Annotated in this window: 14 protein-coding genes and 3 pseudogenes; 4 read left to right on the top strand and 13 right to left on the bottom strand. The window is 36.5% G+C overall.

The features are described 5' to 3' along the window. Positions 1-10 precede the first annotated feature (10 nt). The 5 genes and pseudogenes from JCM16418_RS13035 to JCM16418_RS24305 all read right to left on the bottom strand — a co-directional run. Positions 11-850, bottom strand: coding sequence for a hypothetical protein (locus JCM16418_RS13035; RefSeq protein WP_036649574.1), 840 nt, complete (start codon positions 848-850; stop codon positions 11-13). A gap of 12 nt (positions 851-862) precedes the next feature. Continuing rightward, complete coding sequence (locus tag JCM16418_RS25465; RefSeq protein ID WP_373280712.1) at positions 863-1381, bottom strand: type I restriction endonuclease subunit R, EcoR124 family; 519 nt, start codon at positions 1379-1381, stop codon at positions 863-865. A gap of 44 nt (positions 1382-1425) precedes the next feature. Continuing rightward, entirely contained in the window at positions 1426-3957 is a 2532-nt protein-coding gene (locus JCM16418_RS13030; protein ID WP_201769755.1) for a type I restriction endonuclease subunit R, read from the bottom strand. A 165-nt stretch (positions 3958-4122) separates the two neighbouring features. Continuing rightward, positions 4123-4200, bottom strand: a pseudogene (locus JCM16418_RS26910) (hypothetical protein); the annotation flags it as partial. A gap of 835 nt (positions 4201-5035) precedes the next feature. Then, a pseudogene (locus tag JCM16418_RS24305) lies at positions 5036-5197 on the bottom strand (GMP synthase (glutamine-hydrolyzing)); the annotation flags it as partial. Positions 5198-5499: 302 nt separating this feature from the next. Between JCM16418_RS24305 and JCM16418_RS13025 the strand changes: the two are divergent. Beyond that, positions 5500-7224, top strand: a complete 1725-nt coding sequence (locus JCM16418_RS13025; RefSeq protein WP_036649571.1) for an ATP-dependent nuclease — start codon at positions 5500-5502, stop codon at positions 7222-7224. A gap of 445 nt (positions 7225-7669) precedes the next feature. Here JCM16418_RS13025 and JCM16418_RS24300 read toward each other — a convergent pair. From JCM16418_RS24300 to JCM16418_RS13000, 5 genes and pseudogenes are all read right to left on the bottom strand, one after another. Further along, positions 7670-10477: pseudogene (locus JCM16418_RS24300) on the bottom strand (DEAD/DEAH box helicase); the annotation flags it as partial. Between the two features lie 187 nt (positions 10478-10664). Beyond that, positions 10665-11072, bottom strand: a complete 408-nt coding sequence (locus JCM16418_RS13015) for a (deoxy)nucleoside triphosphate pyrophosphohydrolase (protein ID WP_036649568.1) — start codon at positions 11070-11072, stop codon at positions 10665-10667. Between the two features lie 189 nt (positions 11073-11261). Continuing rightward, positions 11262-11792: a DUF3841 domain-containing protein gene (locus tag JCM16418_RS13010; RefSeq protein WP_036649565.1), complete on the bottom strand. Its 531-nt coding sequence runs from the start codon at positions 11790-11792 to the stop codon at positions 11262-11264. A 186-nt stretch (positions 11793-11978) separates the two neighbouring features. Then, positions 11979-12245, bottom strand: a complete 267-nt coding sequence (locus JCM16418_RS13005; protein ID WP_036649562.1) for a hypothetical protein — start codon at positions 12243-12245, stop codon at positions 11979-11981. Positions 12246-12247: 2 nt separating this feature from the next. After that, positions 12248-12481 (bottom strand): helix-turn-helix transcriptional regulator, encoded by a 234-nt coding sequence (locus JCM16418_RS13000; RefSeq protein WP_036649558.1) that lies wholly within the window; start codon positions 12479-12481, stop codon positions 12248-12250. Between the two features lie 430 nt (positions 12482-12911). Between JCM16418_RS13000 and JCM16418_RS23770 the strand changes: the two genes are divergently transcribed. Together JCM16418_RS23770 and JCM16418_RS12990 are read left to right on the top strand one after the other, a co-directional pair. Next, positions 12912-13883: an S-layer homology domain-containing protein gene (locus JCM16418_RS23770; RefSeq protein WP_052020257.1), complete on the top strand. Its 972-nt coding sequence runs from the start codon at positions 12912-12914 to the stop codon at positions 13881-13883. 323 nt (positions 13884-14206) lie between these two features. Further along, positions 14207-14806 (top strand): DUF3238 domain-containing protein, encoded by a 600-nt coding sequence (locus tag JCM16418_RS12990; RefSeq protein WP_036649556.1) that lies wholly within the window; start codon positions 14207-14209, stop codon positions 14804-14806. 39 nt (positions 14807-14845) lie between these two features. Here the strand turns inward: JCM16418_RS12990 and JCM16418_RS12985 are convergent, their stop codons facing one another. The 3 genes from JCM16418_RS12985 to JCM16418_RS12975 form a co-directional block, all read right to left on the bottom strand. Continuing rightward, on the bottom strand, positions 14846-15265 hold the full coding sequence (locus JCM16418_RS12985) for a hypothetical protein (RefSeq protein ID WP_036649553.1): 420 nt from the start codon (positions 15263-15265) through the stop codon (positions 14846-14848). Positions 15266-15517: 252 nt separating this feature from the next. Then, complete coding sequence (locus tag JCM16418_RS12980) at positions 15518-15706, bottom strand: helix-turn-helix domain-containing protein (protein WP_242403826.1); 189 nt, start codon at positions 15704-15706, stop codon at positions 15518-15520. After that, entirely contained in the window at positions 15679-16032 is a 354-nt protein-coding gene (locus tag JCM16418_RS12975) for a sigma-70 RNA polymerase sigma factor region 4 domain-containing protein (RefSeq protein WP_036649549.1), read from the bottom strand. Before JCM16418_RS12975 ends, JCM16418_RS12980 begins: the two co-directional genes overlap by 28 nt. A 164-nt stretch (positions 16033-16196) precedes the next feature. Between JCM16418_RS12975 and JCM16418_RS12970 the strand changes: the two genes are divergently transcribed. After that, on the top strand, positions 16197-16379 hold the full coding sequence (locus JCM16418_RS12970) for a YvrJ family protein (RefSeq protein WP_242403840.1): 183 nt from the start codon (positions 16197-16199) through the stop codon (positions 16377-16379). Positions 16380-16516 lie beyond the last annotated feature (137 nt).

Genomic DNA, 16516 nt, shown 5'->3' with positions numbered 1-16516 from the left:
TACACAAACACTAAATTGTACTTACATTATTCATAGACCAGTTGAATTTCTGTGCGGCACTTTTTAACTCTTCTTTCTGGGTTACATTATCTAACACGCTTGTGACTAATGTATACAGCGCCCCGAAATATTTAAGTGCATCTTCCTCACTTCCATCGCCATGTATTATTTCACTGAGTTGGCTGAAGAGTTTATATCTATTTGCCGAGAAAGACACTGGGATAATTGAGTGCTGCTCATCCACCTCTTTCAGTATTTCAGAAAAAGGGCGTCTGTTTCCATTCCCCCTAATAAGAGGAATGTTATTGGCATTTGCAATGCTGTAGGTTATAGATTCATATACCTTTCTTAGATAAATAACAGCGCCTGAACCAAGTCCATCTCTGTGTGCTCGGTTTGCTTTTTCGAGCCATTCGCTAAACTCACCGTATTTCTCAAATTGTAATTTTACACGTTCGGTTAATTTTTCTCTAAAATGCAATATGCGTACTTTAGGTGACTGATACCGAATATCCTCTTCGGCTTCGACTAAATACCAAGTATGGACAACTGAACCACAATTGCATTGCAAAATGCAATCAATGCTAATTACTTGTTTATTTACAATAATTCCTCGAAGCCCTTGCTCTTTATCAGAGTTAAAAGTGCGTAAGTCCTCACATTCTGTGCAGTAGTAGTTCAAAGATACTTGTCCAGCCTCTAATTTTATATGTTGCCCAATTAGCAGGGAGGTATCATCCTCATTTTCATCACTATATTCATAGTCTTCCCTTTCTTCTGGAACCCAAAACGTGTCAACTTGTTGGTAATCCTCCGCTGGCGGTTTTCTCAATAATTTACTCAAATCCATATCATCGCCACCCTAACACTCATCTTTTAGCGGTATTAATTTTTCATCTAAAACTGTTTTCCAATACTGTTCTATAACGAGAAGACGCTTCCGGTATTTTTCGTTAAACATAGCTTCAAAATCTTCTTTGCTTAACCCTGATGCTTCGCTTATTACATTGATGAAAGGCACAACCCCGCTATTCGGGCGATATTCGTTAAAGCTGGTTTGCAGGTTAGCGACAGGCACTTTCAATATCTCAGCAGTATTCTGTAGTATATAATCAATCTCATCAGCGAAATAAGCCGTCCAATCCTTTGTCGGTCGATTGTTGTCAATGACGTCCAAGATGGCATTATATATTGCCTGAACGAATGCGGGCTTTGTATTAATCTCTTTCATAATTTTTTCACGCAAATCATATTTATCTGTTTTGTCCGAAGACTTCTGATATCTGTTCAGAAGCTGATTTATGTAGAAGCTATCAATGCGCTCCTCATGCACAGCCCTTTGTTCGCTCGTAAATTCGATGTCTTGGAGCAAGTTTTCCATCTCATCCCCAGTCTGATCCTCTAACTCGGCTCGAATTTCAGCTTTCAGATTTTCACAATGTCCCTTTTCTTCGGAAGAACCTTCACAATATGTTCAAATTCCTCAAAATCTTCTTGATAATTCTCATAGCTTTTCATGGCTCTTTGGATTTTTTCAAGTTTTTGATAGGCTCTTACTTGTGCAATCTTATTTTTTATATTATTTGGGTCTTCTTCCAGATCGTTTTTTGCTTGTTGAAGTTGCTCATGTGCCGTTAAAAATGCGGCTTTCACCTCAGCATATTCTTGTGGCACTAAGGCTTCCCAATTTTGCTGTTGGTTCGTAAAAAGTCGAATGGCATCCTCTACATTTTTTCGCATAGTAGCAGGTTTTCGGAACGATACCACGATGCCATGCTCTTTGCCAGGTGCAATACGATTTGTGCGTGAAAATGCCTGTAGCAGCTTTTGATATTTCAGTTCTCGGTCAACATACAAAGTCTGTATCGTAGGCGCGTCAAATCCTGTTAGCAGACGGTCAACTACAATAACCATATCAAGCCATTTTCCGTCCTGTTGATATTGAGCGTCTTTTCGTGCTAAACGGCTATTAATATTTTTGTTAAACTGATCGGTATCTGTGTAATTCGTACCAAAAACAGTGTTGTATTCCTGCATAATGGCATTGACTTCTGCTTGCGCTTCGTTCATCTCACCTTGAGTTTCGCTAGTGGAATAAGTGATTGTTACTCTCGGAAAATCAGGGTCACGAAGCGTGTGTCGTTCGTCTAACTCTCGCCCATTTAACAAAATTCCACTACTTCTCATCTCTTGTAGCTTGTGATAAATTCGCTTAGCTTGAGCGATAGAGTGTGTTGTTAAAACAGCACTCATAGTCGGGTATCCGTTTATCACCTTGAAACGTTCTATCACGGATTGGCGCTTGAATATTTTTTTAAGCATCGCTTCGATATATTCATCACGCTCAAATAACTCTTTGTCTTGCAGTTCCTCTTTATCATTTTCTGTCATGTCGGCAAGTTTTTTGATAGGATCAAGCTTCGGGTATTTTCCTTTTACCGTTCTATACAAAAATTCTGCTTTGCTATCCTCATCTAATAAGCAATGGTACTCCACTTGGAAGTTCAAAACGGAGTTATCGTCCATAGCATTTTTCGTTGTGTAGGCATGGAGTAAGTTTCCATACTGTTGTTGTGTTGTTCTTGCGAATGTTCCGTTTTCTTGTTTTTGGTTTTCCTCAAAAATTGGCGTGCCAGTTAAGCCGAACCATGTTGAGTTAGGCAGGAGCTTTTTAATTTCTTTCATCTGCTCATCGCTGACTGCACGATGGCACTCATCCACCACAAAAACAATATGTTCGCTTTTCAGCTTCTCGAATTTATTGTTTTCCGTTTCTTTAGCACCTCTGACAGCGGCACTCAATTTTTGAATGGTTGTGACGATAATGGTGTTGTTATTTTTATTGCTCAATAGGCTATTGCTAAGTTGACGTTGATTATCAACGCCGACAATAAGCGCATTATCTTTAACATTGCCCGATGCCAACCCTGTGTGGAACTCAGATGCAAATTTACTAAACTCATCTTTGGTCTGGCTGTCTAAATCTGTTCTATCAACAACCATAACGGTGCGGTCTACGCCAATGGATATCTGTGCTAAAAGTTTGGTTGCCACAAAACTTGTTATTGTTTTCCCTGAGCCGGTGGCGTGCCAAACAAAACCTCCCTCATGCTTCGCCGCTTTACCGATAATCTTTTGAATAGCGTGAACTTGGTACGGTCTTAGAACCATTAAAAACTTTTGTTTTTTCTGATCGTCCACCAAAATAGTGAATTTGCTAATCAATTCGTGGGCAGAAGGGATACTCAAAACCTGCCTTGTGAAATCGTAAAGATTTTCAACAGGCTCATTATCTGACGTTCTCCAGTTGAACAGGAATTTCTTTGCCGCTTCAAAGGCTTTAGAAGTGTTGGCTCCAGGACGTGCAAAGTATTTTGTAGATACTTTGTTACTAACTACGAAAATTTGGATGGTCGCAAAAATGCCATCAAAAAATCCTGCTTCTGCATACCGTTGTATCTGCTCGAAAGCTTGCATATAACCATCTTTGGCAGATTCAGCTTTTAATTCAACATGAATAATCGGCAAGCCATTTATCAATAGGGTTACGTCGCCACGCATATCAGTATTTGTATCTGGCTTAATTTGGTTTACAACTTCATAGCTTGAAATGCCGCCAGCAATATCCTTATTACTGAATAGAACAACCGACACCCTGCCACGTTTCACATCTTCCCGCTCAACATGAATGGCGGCAACACCATTTTCGCCTCGTAGCCATTGAGAAGCGTTAAAAGGAGTAGCTGTCAGTCTCATAAATTCAACTTTTAGCTGTTCGAACTCTTTGTTTGTAAGGGGCACACCGTCCAGTCGCGCCAAGTTAATACGATTGATATGCCTACGCAAATTATCCCACAGAGCAGCTTCGGTCTTTATATCATCACGATATGTCCATTGGTTTTCCCGTTGAGTTAAGATTTCAATGAAACTCTTTTCTGTTTGGGCTTCGTGGTTCATTTGCTTAATCCTCCGTAATTAAGATTTTCCCTGAATTCTTCACCGGCAAGAAAATTATCGAATAAGGAATAATAGTGTTATGCTCTATCGCTATTCTCGCATATTTTATGAAATAAGTAATATTATCCACAATTAGGGAATGTAGCTAATGATATCTCAAAACTTTTAATATGCGGTAAACCAAGTTCCCTGACTTTTCATCTTGAAACCGTTTTGTTCACCATCCTTTGAAAACGGTTGACAAGGAACCCCCCCATTTTTATATTTCTTATATCCCCATGTGGCTCGATATCAATGTTTCGAGAGTGCAAAAACGCATGGATGTCCTAGGCTACTTAAGGCTAGATGAAAGCCACCAAGCCCAGCAAACAAATCTATTAATCTCATATTGTAATTCCCTCGTATCTTAGAAACTCGTTTCTGACCAAATATATTGGGAGTAATTAAATTAAGACTTAAGCTCTCTATAATACGACTAGTGTACTACAATGACAGCTCGATGTGGATATTTCGTTATGGAAAATGCATATATGGGATTTGATGCCAAGAAAAAAGAGGTGGTGCACCTTGCACTCCCCCTTCAGATTTACTCATTATCGAACACACATCGATAAGTTAAGCGAACTTGCCACATCTCGTTTACGAACCATCAATATGACCGACTCCACATGTGTCGCGACTGGATTTATCTAGTATTTTTGTCATCTGTATACAATACTTCAGTAGATTCTTCTCCTGCAATCACATGTCTCCAATCTGTCTACATTTTCAGCCATAATCAGAACCACCCGCCAATGAACTGCACCTTCAATAGTTAGATAATGTCTATCTTTAAGGGATCACTTCAATAGCAGTTGGTTTTATGTTTCGCACATTTCACGCACTCAACCTGTTAAAGCCAGAATAAAAACTCCCACCGACAATCATTCGGCGAGAGTTTTTGGCGACAATCTTGGAGACAATTCAAAAGAATTTTGATCTCAGAAAGTCATATGAGTTTTACCAAAACGGCATAAAATCAACGCTTTTCAGTGTATAGAATGTCGCTTGATTACTCCCACTCAATCGTAGCTGGAGGCTACGAGGTAATGTCATACACAATACGGTTAACATTATCCACTTCGTTTACGATGCGCACTAAAATTTTCTCAATAATTTCCCATGGTATACGAACCCAATCAGTTGTCATACCATCAATGAATATAACTGCACGAATCCTTAGAGTATATGAGTAATAGAGTAAATTACCTATTCAATTATTGCGTTGTTATGTATATCAATTCTAGCTGGTTAAAATACAAATTTCAACGACTAATGACATAAGAGATGAATCAAAATCGCAGAATTATTCGGTTACATTAGACAAACCAGCAAGAAAGGCAAAATCAGAACCTCCCCTCCAACTTAAAAACATGAAAATAATTCTAAATTACTGCAAAATGTTGTAAGATGATACAAAATAGTTCATTAAAACCTCCCTTAAGATACATAGGTAAAGCTTCGTTGTAGTATTCAACTACTTAATATGAAGGAGAAAGAAATATGAAGTTAGCTAATTTTAGCGTTACAAATTACAAGGTTTTTAAGGATACGTTTACAATTGATTTTTCAACAGATTCTATCGTTATCCTAACTGGAAGAAATAATACAGGCAAATCAACCATATTAGAAGCTATCAACTGTTTTTTTCAAAAGGAAAGTAAAGCTAAAACCATTCCTAACGACTGCTTTTCGGAGCGCAGACAGGATATTATACTCGAAGCTGTCTTTGAGTCTGATGGTGATCAAATAACTATTCAAAAGAAATATAAAGAGGAAAATGCACCAAGCTTTTGTGATGAAAAGGGGAAAGAGATCAAAAAAACACACATATTATTTGATAAATTGGAGGAAATCTTAAACAATAAGCCTTTTTACATAACTCCCTCCATGTTACCAGATGACATCAATGATTTAATTCAAAATATATACTCTGAGATAATAAAAAATGACCTCTTAAAGCTAGAAAACTTTAATGGAGATTCAGAAACCGAAAAAGAGTCCTTCGAATTATCCAAGGAGTATTCTAATCTCAGACAAGCATACCCCGAATTTTTAAGAAAACTCAAACAGAATACTGATAGCATACTGTCAAAGGTAAGTAATGATGTTTCCAGTAACTTAAGAGTCCTATTTTCAAATGAACATTTATCTTTGAATGTAGTAGGTGGCGAAAGCGAAGGATTTTCATCAACGGATTTATTAAAATCTACAAATTCGAGTGTTCATATAGATAGTATCAATCAATCTAACATGCCTTTAGCAAATCAAGGCACTGGTTTACAACGAATGAGTCTGATATACCTTATTCAAAATATGATTGAAAACAAGCTTTTAGGAAAAAATGATAATAAGCTATTGCTTATAGATGAACCAGAAGCATTCTTGCATCCAGATGCCGTTCGAGCACTAAGTCGATCTCTTTATCAAATCGGCAAAAAAATGCCGCTGATGATATCCACTCATTCTCCAATACTGATAGATTTATCTAGAGAACATACTTCTATTCAGGTATTCCGAGTCGGTGAAAAAGAAGCTATTCAACTATTTAAGTCTGTTAGTAAGCAATTTGATGACGATGACCTAGCAAATATGAAAATATTAAACTACGTGGACTCCTATGTAAATGAGTTTTTCTTTGCTGATAAAGTAGTGATTGTAGAGGGTGATACTGAATATATTGCCTTCAAGCACCTTGCTAAAGAGAAAGGCTATAACATTCATATCATTCGTGCTAGAGGTAAAGCTACTATAGTAACTTTAATGAAAGTCCTCAATCAATTTAATTCTTGTTATGACGTACTGCATGATGCAGATAATCACATTAAACACTCTTCCTCTACTCTTAAAGCCCAATTGACAAACTGCAAAAATATATACAAATCTAAAACCAATGATAATATAAGAGTGTTTTGTTCAATATCTAACTTTGAAAATGCTATTGGCATCGGTGACGTATTGAATGATAAAAAAACAAAAATTATTTATAAAATATTACATGAGAAGGAAGAAATAATGAATACATACGAATATACTGAAGCTAGCGATATAATAGAGAATGTATTTGAGCAAATAATTAATCGTGATAAAGAGATAGGTTTGAGCGGAGGATTTATAAAAATAACCAGTGTTGATGATTACGAAAAATTATTTAATGATTTAATAGAACAAAAAAATCTTGAAGAAGAATTAAAAAAAAGGAAGAAAGACGAAGAAATAACAGTTTGAATGTGAAACAGTTACTTTTCATATTTTTTTGTGGGATAGACTTACAATATTGTACTTCCTATACTTAAGGTTCTGCATTAGGACTTACAACTTGTTATACAAATATATTCGACGATATGGTTTATACTATCATTTATTTTCATTCTTTTCAGTGCAACTCTGGGGTATTTCTTATATAATATATTTTTCTCAACCAATACTTAACAGGCGTATATAATTCACTATTAAATTACTCTCTACTTTCTTCTATTCTTATTGGTATATTAATGTTCAATGTTGGATTGACTGAAATGGTATTTGAAAGTATCCGCAGTAAAAAATTTGTAGGATAAACGAAACGCAATCTCCTATCATTTCCTATTTCTATACAATAGGAAAAACCCTTCTATGAAAGGGTTCTCCATTGATATGAACTTTTGCATAAATAACTATCATTAAACCAACTTCATATACTAGCTTTAATATAATGATACAACTTCTGCTCTACCGGAGCTTTTAGAATTATATCCATACATACTACAGGAACTTCCTTGTTATCTTTCCCTTGCATTAGTGTCTGCTCAACAGATGCTTGATCTGGATTAGCTTCCCCTAAATAGTAAAAGTCCCCGCCTTCATCATCATCTTTTTTAACAAAAATATGAATATTTATATCATTCTCTACGGCTGCAATAATCTTTTTAACTTCTTCTGACCGTAATGTTCGATTACTTCTCGTGTACCATTTGAATATAGATGAAGATAAGAATTCATCGCCATAATTAATACTGGATTCTACCTCATCATGCTTATGGTAAGTAACAAATATTGGACAAGTATTATATTTAGTCTTGTAACCGTACATCGTTGAGCTTTCATCACTTTCCCAATTGAGCAGCCTACAAGCGTCTTTCCGAGTATATTTCTGGTATAAGGTCAATGAAGTGCTACTATCATAGGCTCTTGTTTTTTCCTTTGCACATAATATGACATCAAAAACATGTCTTTAAACGTTTCATTTGTATCGAAACTTCGTCTAATATCATCGTTTAAATGGAATGCACCATCTTTTAAATTACAAATAGGTGTATCCCCATAATTCTTCCTCTGCGCGGCAACAAAAAAAGTTAAATCCATCACTCTGATGACCGAAGACAATGTATTGGAGTCAGTTCGGCAGTTCAATTGTTCTAGTGTCGTGACATAATCATCATAGGCAACTTGGTCATTTTGAAATAGTAACTCCAGCAAAATAATCTCATGTATTCGTTTCCCATCGAGTATTTCTAAAGATAGCATGGTTAGAACCTGTTGTTCATATGAAGTTAGTTCTGAAATATCTTCATTAATTCTTTTTAAGAATTGATAATAACACTTATGAGGCTTCACAATAACAATAGGATCAATAGATTCATTCGTAATAAAATCATGCATTGTTGGCCGGTGACCCATCCTATTTTTCAATTCATGGTAGGCTTCTTTCAATTTCCTTAATTCAGTTAAATTGTTATTTGTAATGGATTTATAAATTTGTTCTCTAGCTATTTCTTCAAAATTAATGGTCGAGACGCCATTGATATAGCTTGTATCCTTCATCATTCTTCGTATCGTGTCTTTATTCAATGATTTATCGCCAGATAATGCAATTGGAATTAAGTAATTATTCTTATAATTCCCGATGAAATCAATGATCGTTACAAACTCTTTATCCGCATGTTTGCGAAGACCACGCCCAAGCTGCTGAATGAAAATAATGCTGGATTCGGTTTTTCTTAACATAACGACTTGGTTAACACTCGGAATATCAATACCCTCATTAAAGATTTCTACGGTTATGATATAGTCGAGTTCCCCCTTCTCGAGCTCGTATTTGCATTTCTCGATCTTCTACACCATTATCACCAGCTAATGCTACCGTTCGATATCCTTTATCATTGAACATGCCCGATAAGTTTATAGCCTCTTCCTTCCGGCTGCAAAATATTAATCCCTTTACCTTATCACCAGAAAACCCATAATACTCGAGTTTATCAATTATATGATCTACGCGTTCATCGTTTACAAGCTTCGATAATATCGTAGAATCATCAATTGTTTCTCCATTCATTTCATAATCAGTCACACCGAAATAGTGGAAAGGACAGAGCATATCTTCTTCAAGCGCAGCTTGTAATCGGATTTCATAAGCTACATTGTAATCAAACAACTGATAGATATTGAAATCATCCGATCTCTCTGGCGTTGCCGTCATTCCAAGCATAAATTGAGGATTGAAATATTCAATAACTTTGCGATATGAGCTCGCACCTGCTTTATGTACTTCATCGATTAGGATATAGTCAAACGCTTCAGGATCAAACTGGCTTAGAACATCAGGCTTTGACATCGTCTGAATCGTTGCGAATAAATATTTTGCTTGTATGTTCTTCCCTGTACTCGATAGCATTCCATAATCTTGCTCTACGCCGCCTACTACATTCATATAATCTGATTTGGCCTTAAGCAATATCTGTTCTCGGTGTGCGATAAATAACAATCGTTTAGGATTGAAGTTTCTAACATCGAATGCTGACAAATACGTTTTCCCTGTTCCCGTAGCAGAAATCACTAATGCCCTCTTCTGACTTGCTAGACGTACTGCTTTTATATTTTCAAGTGCAGCTAGCTGCATGTTATTCGGTTCAATCGTATGAAGTATGACTTCGTTATTACGCTCGACTACTGTTGCTAGTTCCTCGTTCATTATGTTTCTAGCTGCAAATTCCACAAAAATCTTTTCGTAATTTAATATCCATTCTTCCGTTAGCATATTTGCACTATTCCACACTTCTTCAAACTGACTGCGAATCTGAAGTAGGAACTCATCCTCCGGATTCAACTTAAGTTTAACGTTCCATTCATAATTGATCTTCAATGCTTGAACCGTTAAGTTTGCACTACCAATAATTAATGCATGATCGGCGTCCTTATTAAAAATATAACCTTTTGAATGAAATCCTTTTAGATCCGTAAGGCGTACATCCATATTCTCTATCTTTAGCAGTTCTCTAAATACTTTAGGATGATTGAAATATAAATAGGTTGAAGTTAATAGTCTTCCTGTTATTCCTTTAGCCTTTAAATCAAGTAAATACGATTTCAGTGTAGCTAGACCACTTTCTGTTACAAAAGCTACAATAAACATAAATGACTGACAATGTGTCAATTCTTCTATTACCGAGGACAATATACTTTCATTCTTCCGCGGATTATTAATTAACAATTGAGGGGAATATGGTACGAGTGAACCGTCAACTGGTGATAGAACGGTATTCTCATGGTTCAGAGCTGCGCTAGTCATGTCATTTCCACTCACCTTAATTTTTAGCATCATTGTATAATGATTAATTCATTAGCACAATCCAATATATTACAAAAAGACAACCTACATAAGAATGCAGATTGTCCTCTATTACTGAAATTTATTCGATACTGTCAATTCGATGGTACATAATCTTCTGAATCGCTGGAATATCAGCGGGAGCCCAATCCAAGGTATCTAACTCTGCTGGTGATAACCATTGTATCGATGCATGCTCGGTTAACGTCGGTATCCCCTCTATCAATCTACAATAATATGTAGTTAGATGAACGATACCAAAGTCATATTCGTAGGTTGTATCTTCAACATAATCACCAATTTCAACTTGGCAATTCATTTCTTCATTGATCTCACGTTGTAATGCTTCCTGCGGAGTTTCACCCGTCTCGATCTTACCACCGGGAAATTCCCATTTTAGAGGTAAGGTTTGATTCACTCCTCTTTGAGCACATAAAATTTTATCTTCATGTACAATAACAGCCCCAACGACCTTAATAACTTTTTTCATAAATTCACCTACCTAATTATATACTTATCATAAAATTTCAGTTCTATTTAATAATATATCACTTAATGTTCAACAAGATTAGGCGACTATATTATTTATGGTTGTAAAGCTCATAAACATATCTCTTCCAATGCCCTGACGCGAATATATGTTAGTATGAATAACTTCCTATGTGTAGGGTGGATCAAACTACACTTTACTACCTCTAGCAATAAATTGTCTCACCTTACGTACATGTGAAATATCTACTTTTCCGCTAACTCCTTGGAGGTGTGGTTTAGAAGCCCACCAAGACGATTCCCTTAGCAGTTCGAAATGAAATATTCGCTCCCAGCTCTCCTCCTTAGACATTTTCAATTCCTTCCGATAAAAAGCCTCCCATTCCATTTCATCTAAAGCCAAGAAGCTATCGTTTAGAACACAATGCCATGCATCGAAATCGGATAATAACACTTGCTCATTCGGTATCTCTATTTCGAGGCTTACCGCATGAGTACCCCCATTAAAATGACCAACTCTCCGAAGATCGGGTTTCTCCGTCCATAGCCATATAGGGAATTCTCCTGAATACTGAGTCATTCTCTTTTTCATCTGCCTCATCATCCAATGGTACTCCTTGCGTATTTCTTCCCATATGAAATCAGAGTTGCCGATCAAGTAACCATTTTCTCGAGCCTGTTCCCATGCTTCAATTGTTTGATTTGTCCAATATCGGTTCATGGCTAATCCTCCTAACCCACTTTGATATCATGAAGAATATCCTAAACGATAATAGTAACCTATCAGTGAGTATATGCTGGGTATAAAAAAGCCTCCAAAAATGGTCAGGAGGTAAAGTCGATATCCAACGTATATTATAAGTGATCTATTTCTACTAACGATACCTCACAATTCTGATTCCCTAAATTAAGACAGTCTTCTTCTTTCTATAAGCAAGAGAGCGATGTAGACTACTAGCACGCCAGCAAAAAGGTAATTATAGTATGATTTATATGCATTCAAATCTTGATCGCAAAAGGGACTCAAAGCGTATCCTAAGATCAGTAAGGTAAAGGCATAATTAAGTGGTCTGTTAATAATCTGTTTCCAACGTTCATCTTTTCCTTCCTTGTAGGATAAAATTAAATTTACCAATAGTACAACCGTAATAATAATACCAATCAAAATCCCCATCTTTATTCTTCCTCCTCTTCTTCATATGGTTCAAAGTTAAAAACCTCATTAATATTTTTTTTAAATATATATGCTATTGCAAATGCAAGCTCAAGCGAAGGGATAAATTTTTCATTTTCAATAGCAGCTATTGTTTGTCTAGTTACACCAAGTTCTTTAGCCAAATCACTCTGTGTCCACCTTTTTTCGGCTCGAAGTAAGTAAACTTCATTAAATATCCTTCCAAAATTATGCATAATTAAGAAGACCTCCTTTGCGTATATTGTAATTTACAATATACATAATGTAAAGTTAATATAACATTTTGTTTACTAAAAATAACACCATATTCGTTGGCTCAAAAAACCTCCCGAAAGAGGTTTTGTCTCGAAGAAATTTCGAATAAAATTAAAAATTTAGAAGTGTATTTTAATAATGGGCAAAGGAAACATCCTTAGTTCGCCAGCATTCCGACTCCGTTCTCGACCAAAGCATATTTTGCAAATTACCTAAATTGTAAATATTATTAATTTCTAGTAAATTACGCAACTAAGACACTTATCTAGTCGTCTACTTAGTAACGGATGAGTTAGGATTAGCCAACGTCATCTCATACATATTTCCCAATATATTCTTTAAACTACATATCTAATAAATCAGTTTAACTATAAGAAAAGGATTGATACCATGAAAAAATACCAAATGTATCTATCTGCCGGGTTACTATCCTTAAGTATTCTCAACATGAATGTAGCTTCATCATTTGCTAGTGATTTATCTTTTAAAGATGTGAAGGCTGGATATTGGGGATACCAGAACATCAAGTGGGCTATCGACAATAAAATTGTAGACGGGTACCCTGACGGCAATTTCAAACCCAATCAACGTGTCAATCAGAGTGAATTCGTAGCGATGCTAATTCGTGCCTTTAAACCATCGGACCTTCCTACTCAGCTTGCTTCAGACCGCTGGGATGCCCCTTATCTAAAGCATGCGCGGGCACTGGGCTGGAAAACCAGCACACAGTCAACCTCCTTCACAAGGGGAAAAGCTGCCCTGTTGCTAACCAATGCATCCGGCAAAAATTATAATATGAATGATTCCATTCAGTATCTTCTAGATTTAGGATTAGCGGAAGGAAAGACTGTTAAAACGGTCAAAGGTTTTCAGCAGAATGATACATTAACCAGAACAGAAGCCGTGACGTTCATTGAACGTTTACGGCAGCGTATGGATACTTTACAGATTAGTCCATCTACGGAACAGAAATACAACCGTGCAGATCATTTAATCGTCTATAAGAATACGAGCTACGACTTCTCACTTACACTCCCCAAAAGCTGGGAAGGTAAATATACAGTAACAGATACTGCGCCCACTCAAGCCGGACATAATATTAACTTCATTAATAAGGCGACTAAGCAAGGTGTGCTGTTTACAATCTCCGTGTGGAGTGCAGACTACTGGAACAAGAACAAGGATCAGATCAGCGGACAAATCCAGGCAACCAAGCTTGGAGCAAAGGGTAATAACGTGTATATCTTCCATACCCCAACAGATGTCCAATATGATCCTAGCGATAAAGTATCCACGAAGGATTATCAAGTGATGTCTAAAGATGTATCCATGATTAAAAGCTCCTTCACGATACTAAAATAATAAAACAGCGGTGAGTATAATTCATTACTTCATCGCTGTTTTTGTGTAGATGTATTGGTATTCAAATATATAGCAATACTTCGCTATGTGAGCGAAATCTCTCTTGTGATTAATACTCTACTTAATTGAACACACAATACAGATATGAAGACAGCTTTACAAGCTTAATCCACCAATCGCTATTCAGGTTATAGCGGTTGGTTGTAATACCATGCTACTATTTGCCTTCTATATTGAGGGTGGTTAATGGCTCTAGATGAAGGTGACGACCTTCGTTGAAGCCAAAGAAAACTACCTAATATAATTTTAAGGGGATGCTAGTTATGGCTAATAATGTATCAGTTAGAATCACTGCTTTTATTCCGGACGAGTGGATTACCTTTATGCAAACTTCAGCTGTAAAAATTCTGTATAAAGGTAACAATCGAGGTTTTAAGTATGAAACGGAGAATGAGCCTGATAAGTGGAAGCTCTGCTCACATATCAATGTTAATTTCTTGGCTAAGACCGTTACGCATTATGCTGGTGTAGGCCCAACCACTGAACGAACTGTAGATATTAAAACCAACGAAATTCTCCGTCCTGACATTACAGGACAAGCTTCTTCTGATGGCGTCAGAATGACATCTTCTAGCTTCCAGGCTAACGGAGATTATGCTGATTTCACCCTAAAGGCCGCTGTTAATATTCCGACCTTTAATCCATCCCCAGATATTGACTGGGAATACAACGTCCGAGTATATAAAACAGGGAAGGTAACCGTAACTGGTAAGCATGATGCTTATCCTGCACATGAAGTCTGGAAAAAGGTTGATTCTAGCACTCCCGTTTCTCTACACACTTATAACCCTAAAGATCATGGAGAAACGGTATACACAGGCTTAATTAAATTCAACCAAAATGTAAATGTTGTACAAGGATAACAAATAAAACGACTCCAATTGGAGTCGTTTTTCCCATAGTTAATCTCGTTGAAACGTACGCTCAATAATTACTGTTCCGAGAGTAAAAATAATCGCCGATGCAATAAAGAATACATACAGTAGTATTGCCATTTCCGAACTAAAATAAGAAGCGTTGAGATACCCAAAACCGAATCCGCTATAAAAAGGAACAAGTAGCGATACAAAGAAACCAATAATAATAAGTACCACCGCTTGCAGCCAAAATAATGTGCTTCTCATAACGGAACGCAGTACATATGTCGCAAGACTGTACGCTGGAACCACCATAAATATAAAGAACATCGTTATACCTGTATGCAGTAAGTGGTATTCACTTCTTTCAGATATATTCATGGCTGTGATCGCACCATTAAAACACAAATAACCTACTAAATAACTTATGATAAACAGCAACAGATACATCCAAATACGTTTCATTTGATGTCCCCTCCCATATCCAATTGTACCCATTTATTAGAGTAATACAACAACAAAAAAAAGATTTATATCCGTACAAAGGTATGAGATCAATGTCCCATACCTTCTATTCCATATTACAGTATATTATTCGTGCGTATAAAACCACACTTCAGGTAGATCCAACTGTCCAAGACCAATTTATTCTAATGCTGTTTACGCGAGACTTTAGGTCGAACGATGATTACATAACAATGACCCGTTAACAATTATTTAATCCTCCCTTCTTAACTCCTCAATCAAATTTACCACAATACTTTGAACTGCATCCTCCTTGGACATTCGAATAAACCGGCTTACATGAAAGATATCTTCTTCAAAAATATTAATAATTTCACATAGTGCATCATTATCTCCGTTCTTCGCGAGCTGAATTAGCTTTGCAAATTCTTGATCTGACATGAAAGCTGATGGAGCATTTTCTTTTTCCATTTATTCACCGCCTGTTGAGATAAATTAAGTTCTCTTGCTACCTGGGTCTCTGTTTTATCATTCATGTAAAGTTCATAGATGATCGTTTTCCCCATAGAAGAAGGAAGGGATTCGAGCAGCTGTAGGATGTACATACGAGAGTCGGCTGCGTCTACAAACGAATCAACCGAAGCTAATTCATTTTTCTCCATTAGATGCTCATGATTTGTTTGGACTTTAGCTCGATATTGAATCTTCCAGCCAATGCGATATATTTTCTTTCGATATTGCTCTACTAGAGTCATGTCTTGAACCATATGAATCACCCCTTCTCTATCTAATAGGGTGTTTTATGGGTAATTTTTACAACTAAAATAAGAACATTTGTTCTTATTTTAGTATATTTATTTCCTTCATTGTAAATTGGAGTATTTATTTACCCTTCTTATAAATACAACGGAAGGAGGTATTTCATGTGAATATGGATGATGTATTATCACTCGTTACCAATGTTGGATTCCCTGTCGCGATTTCTTTCGTATTGCTGCGTTATGTACTACACACTATGGAAGAGAAGTTAGAAAAAATTCATTCGTCGATTAGTCACCTTATTGAAATCACTCAAGATTCGGCTTCTAGTCAACAATCGAAGCATGATTCATAACGAATGATTTCTTTTTTTACTGAAAAGGTTGTAATTACCTCATTTACATTACCTATCACTATGAATGAGAAAATAAGTAGTAGGATGCTCAGTTAAGGATTGACGGGGCATTGAAGATTCCTCTATTTTCTCATCAA

It is taken from the genome of Paenibacillus pini JCM 16418, from assembly GCF_000576305.1.
In the GTDB taxonomy this organism is placed as follows: domain Bacteria; phylum Bacillota; class Bacilli; order Paenibacillales; family Paenibacillaceae; genus Paenibacillus_AQ; species Paenibacillus_AQ pini.
This window is presented reverse-complemented; position numbering and strand designations above follow the sequence as displayed.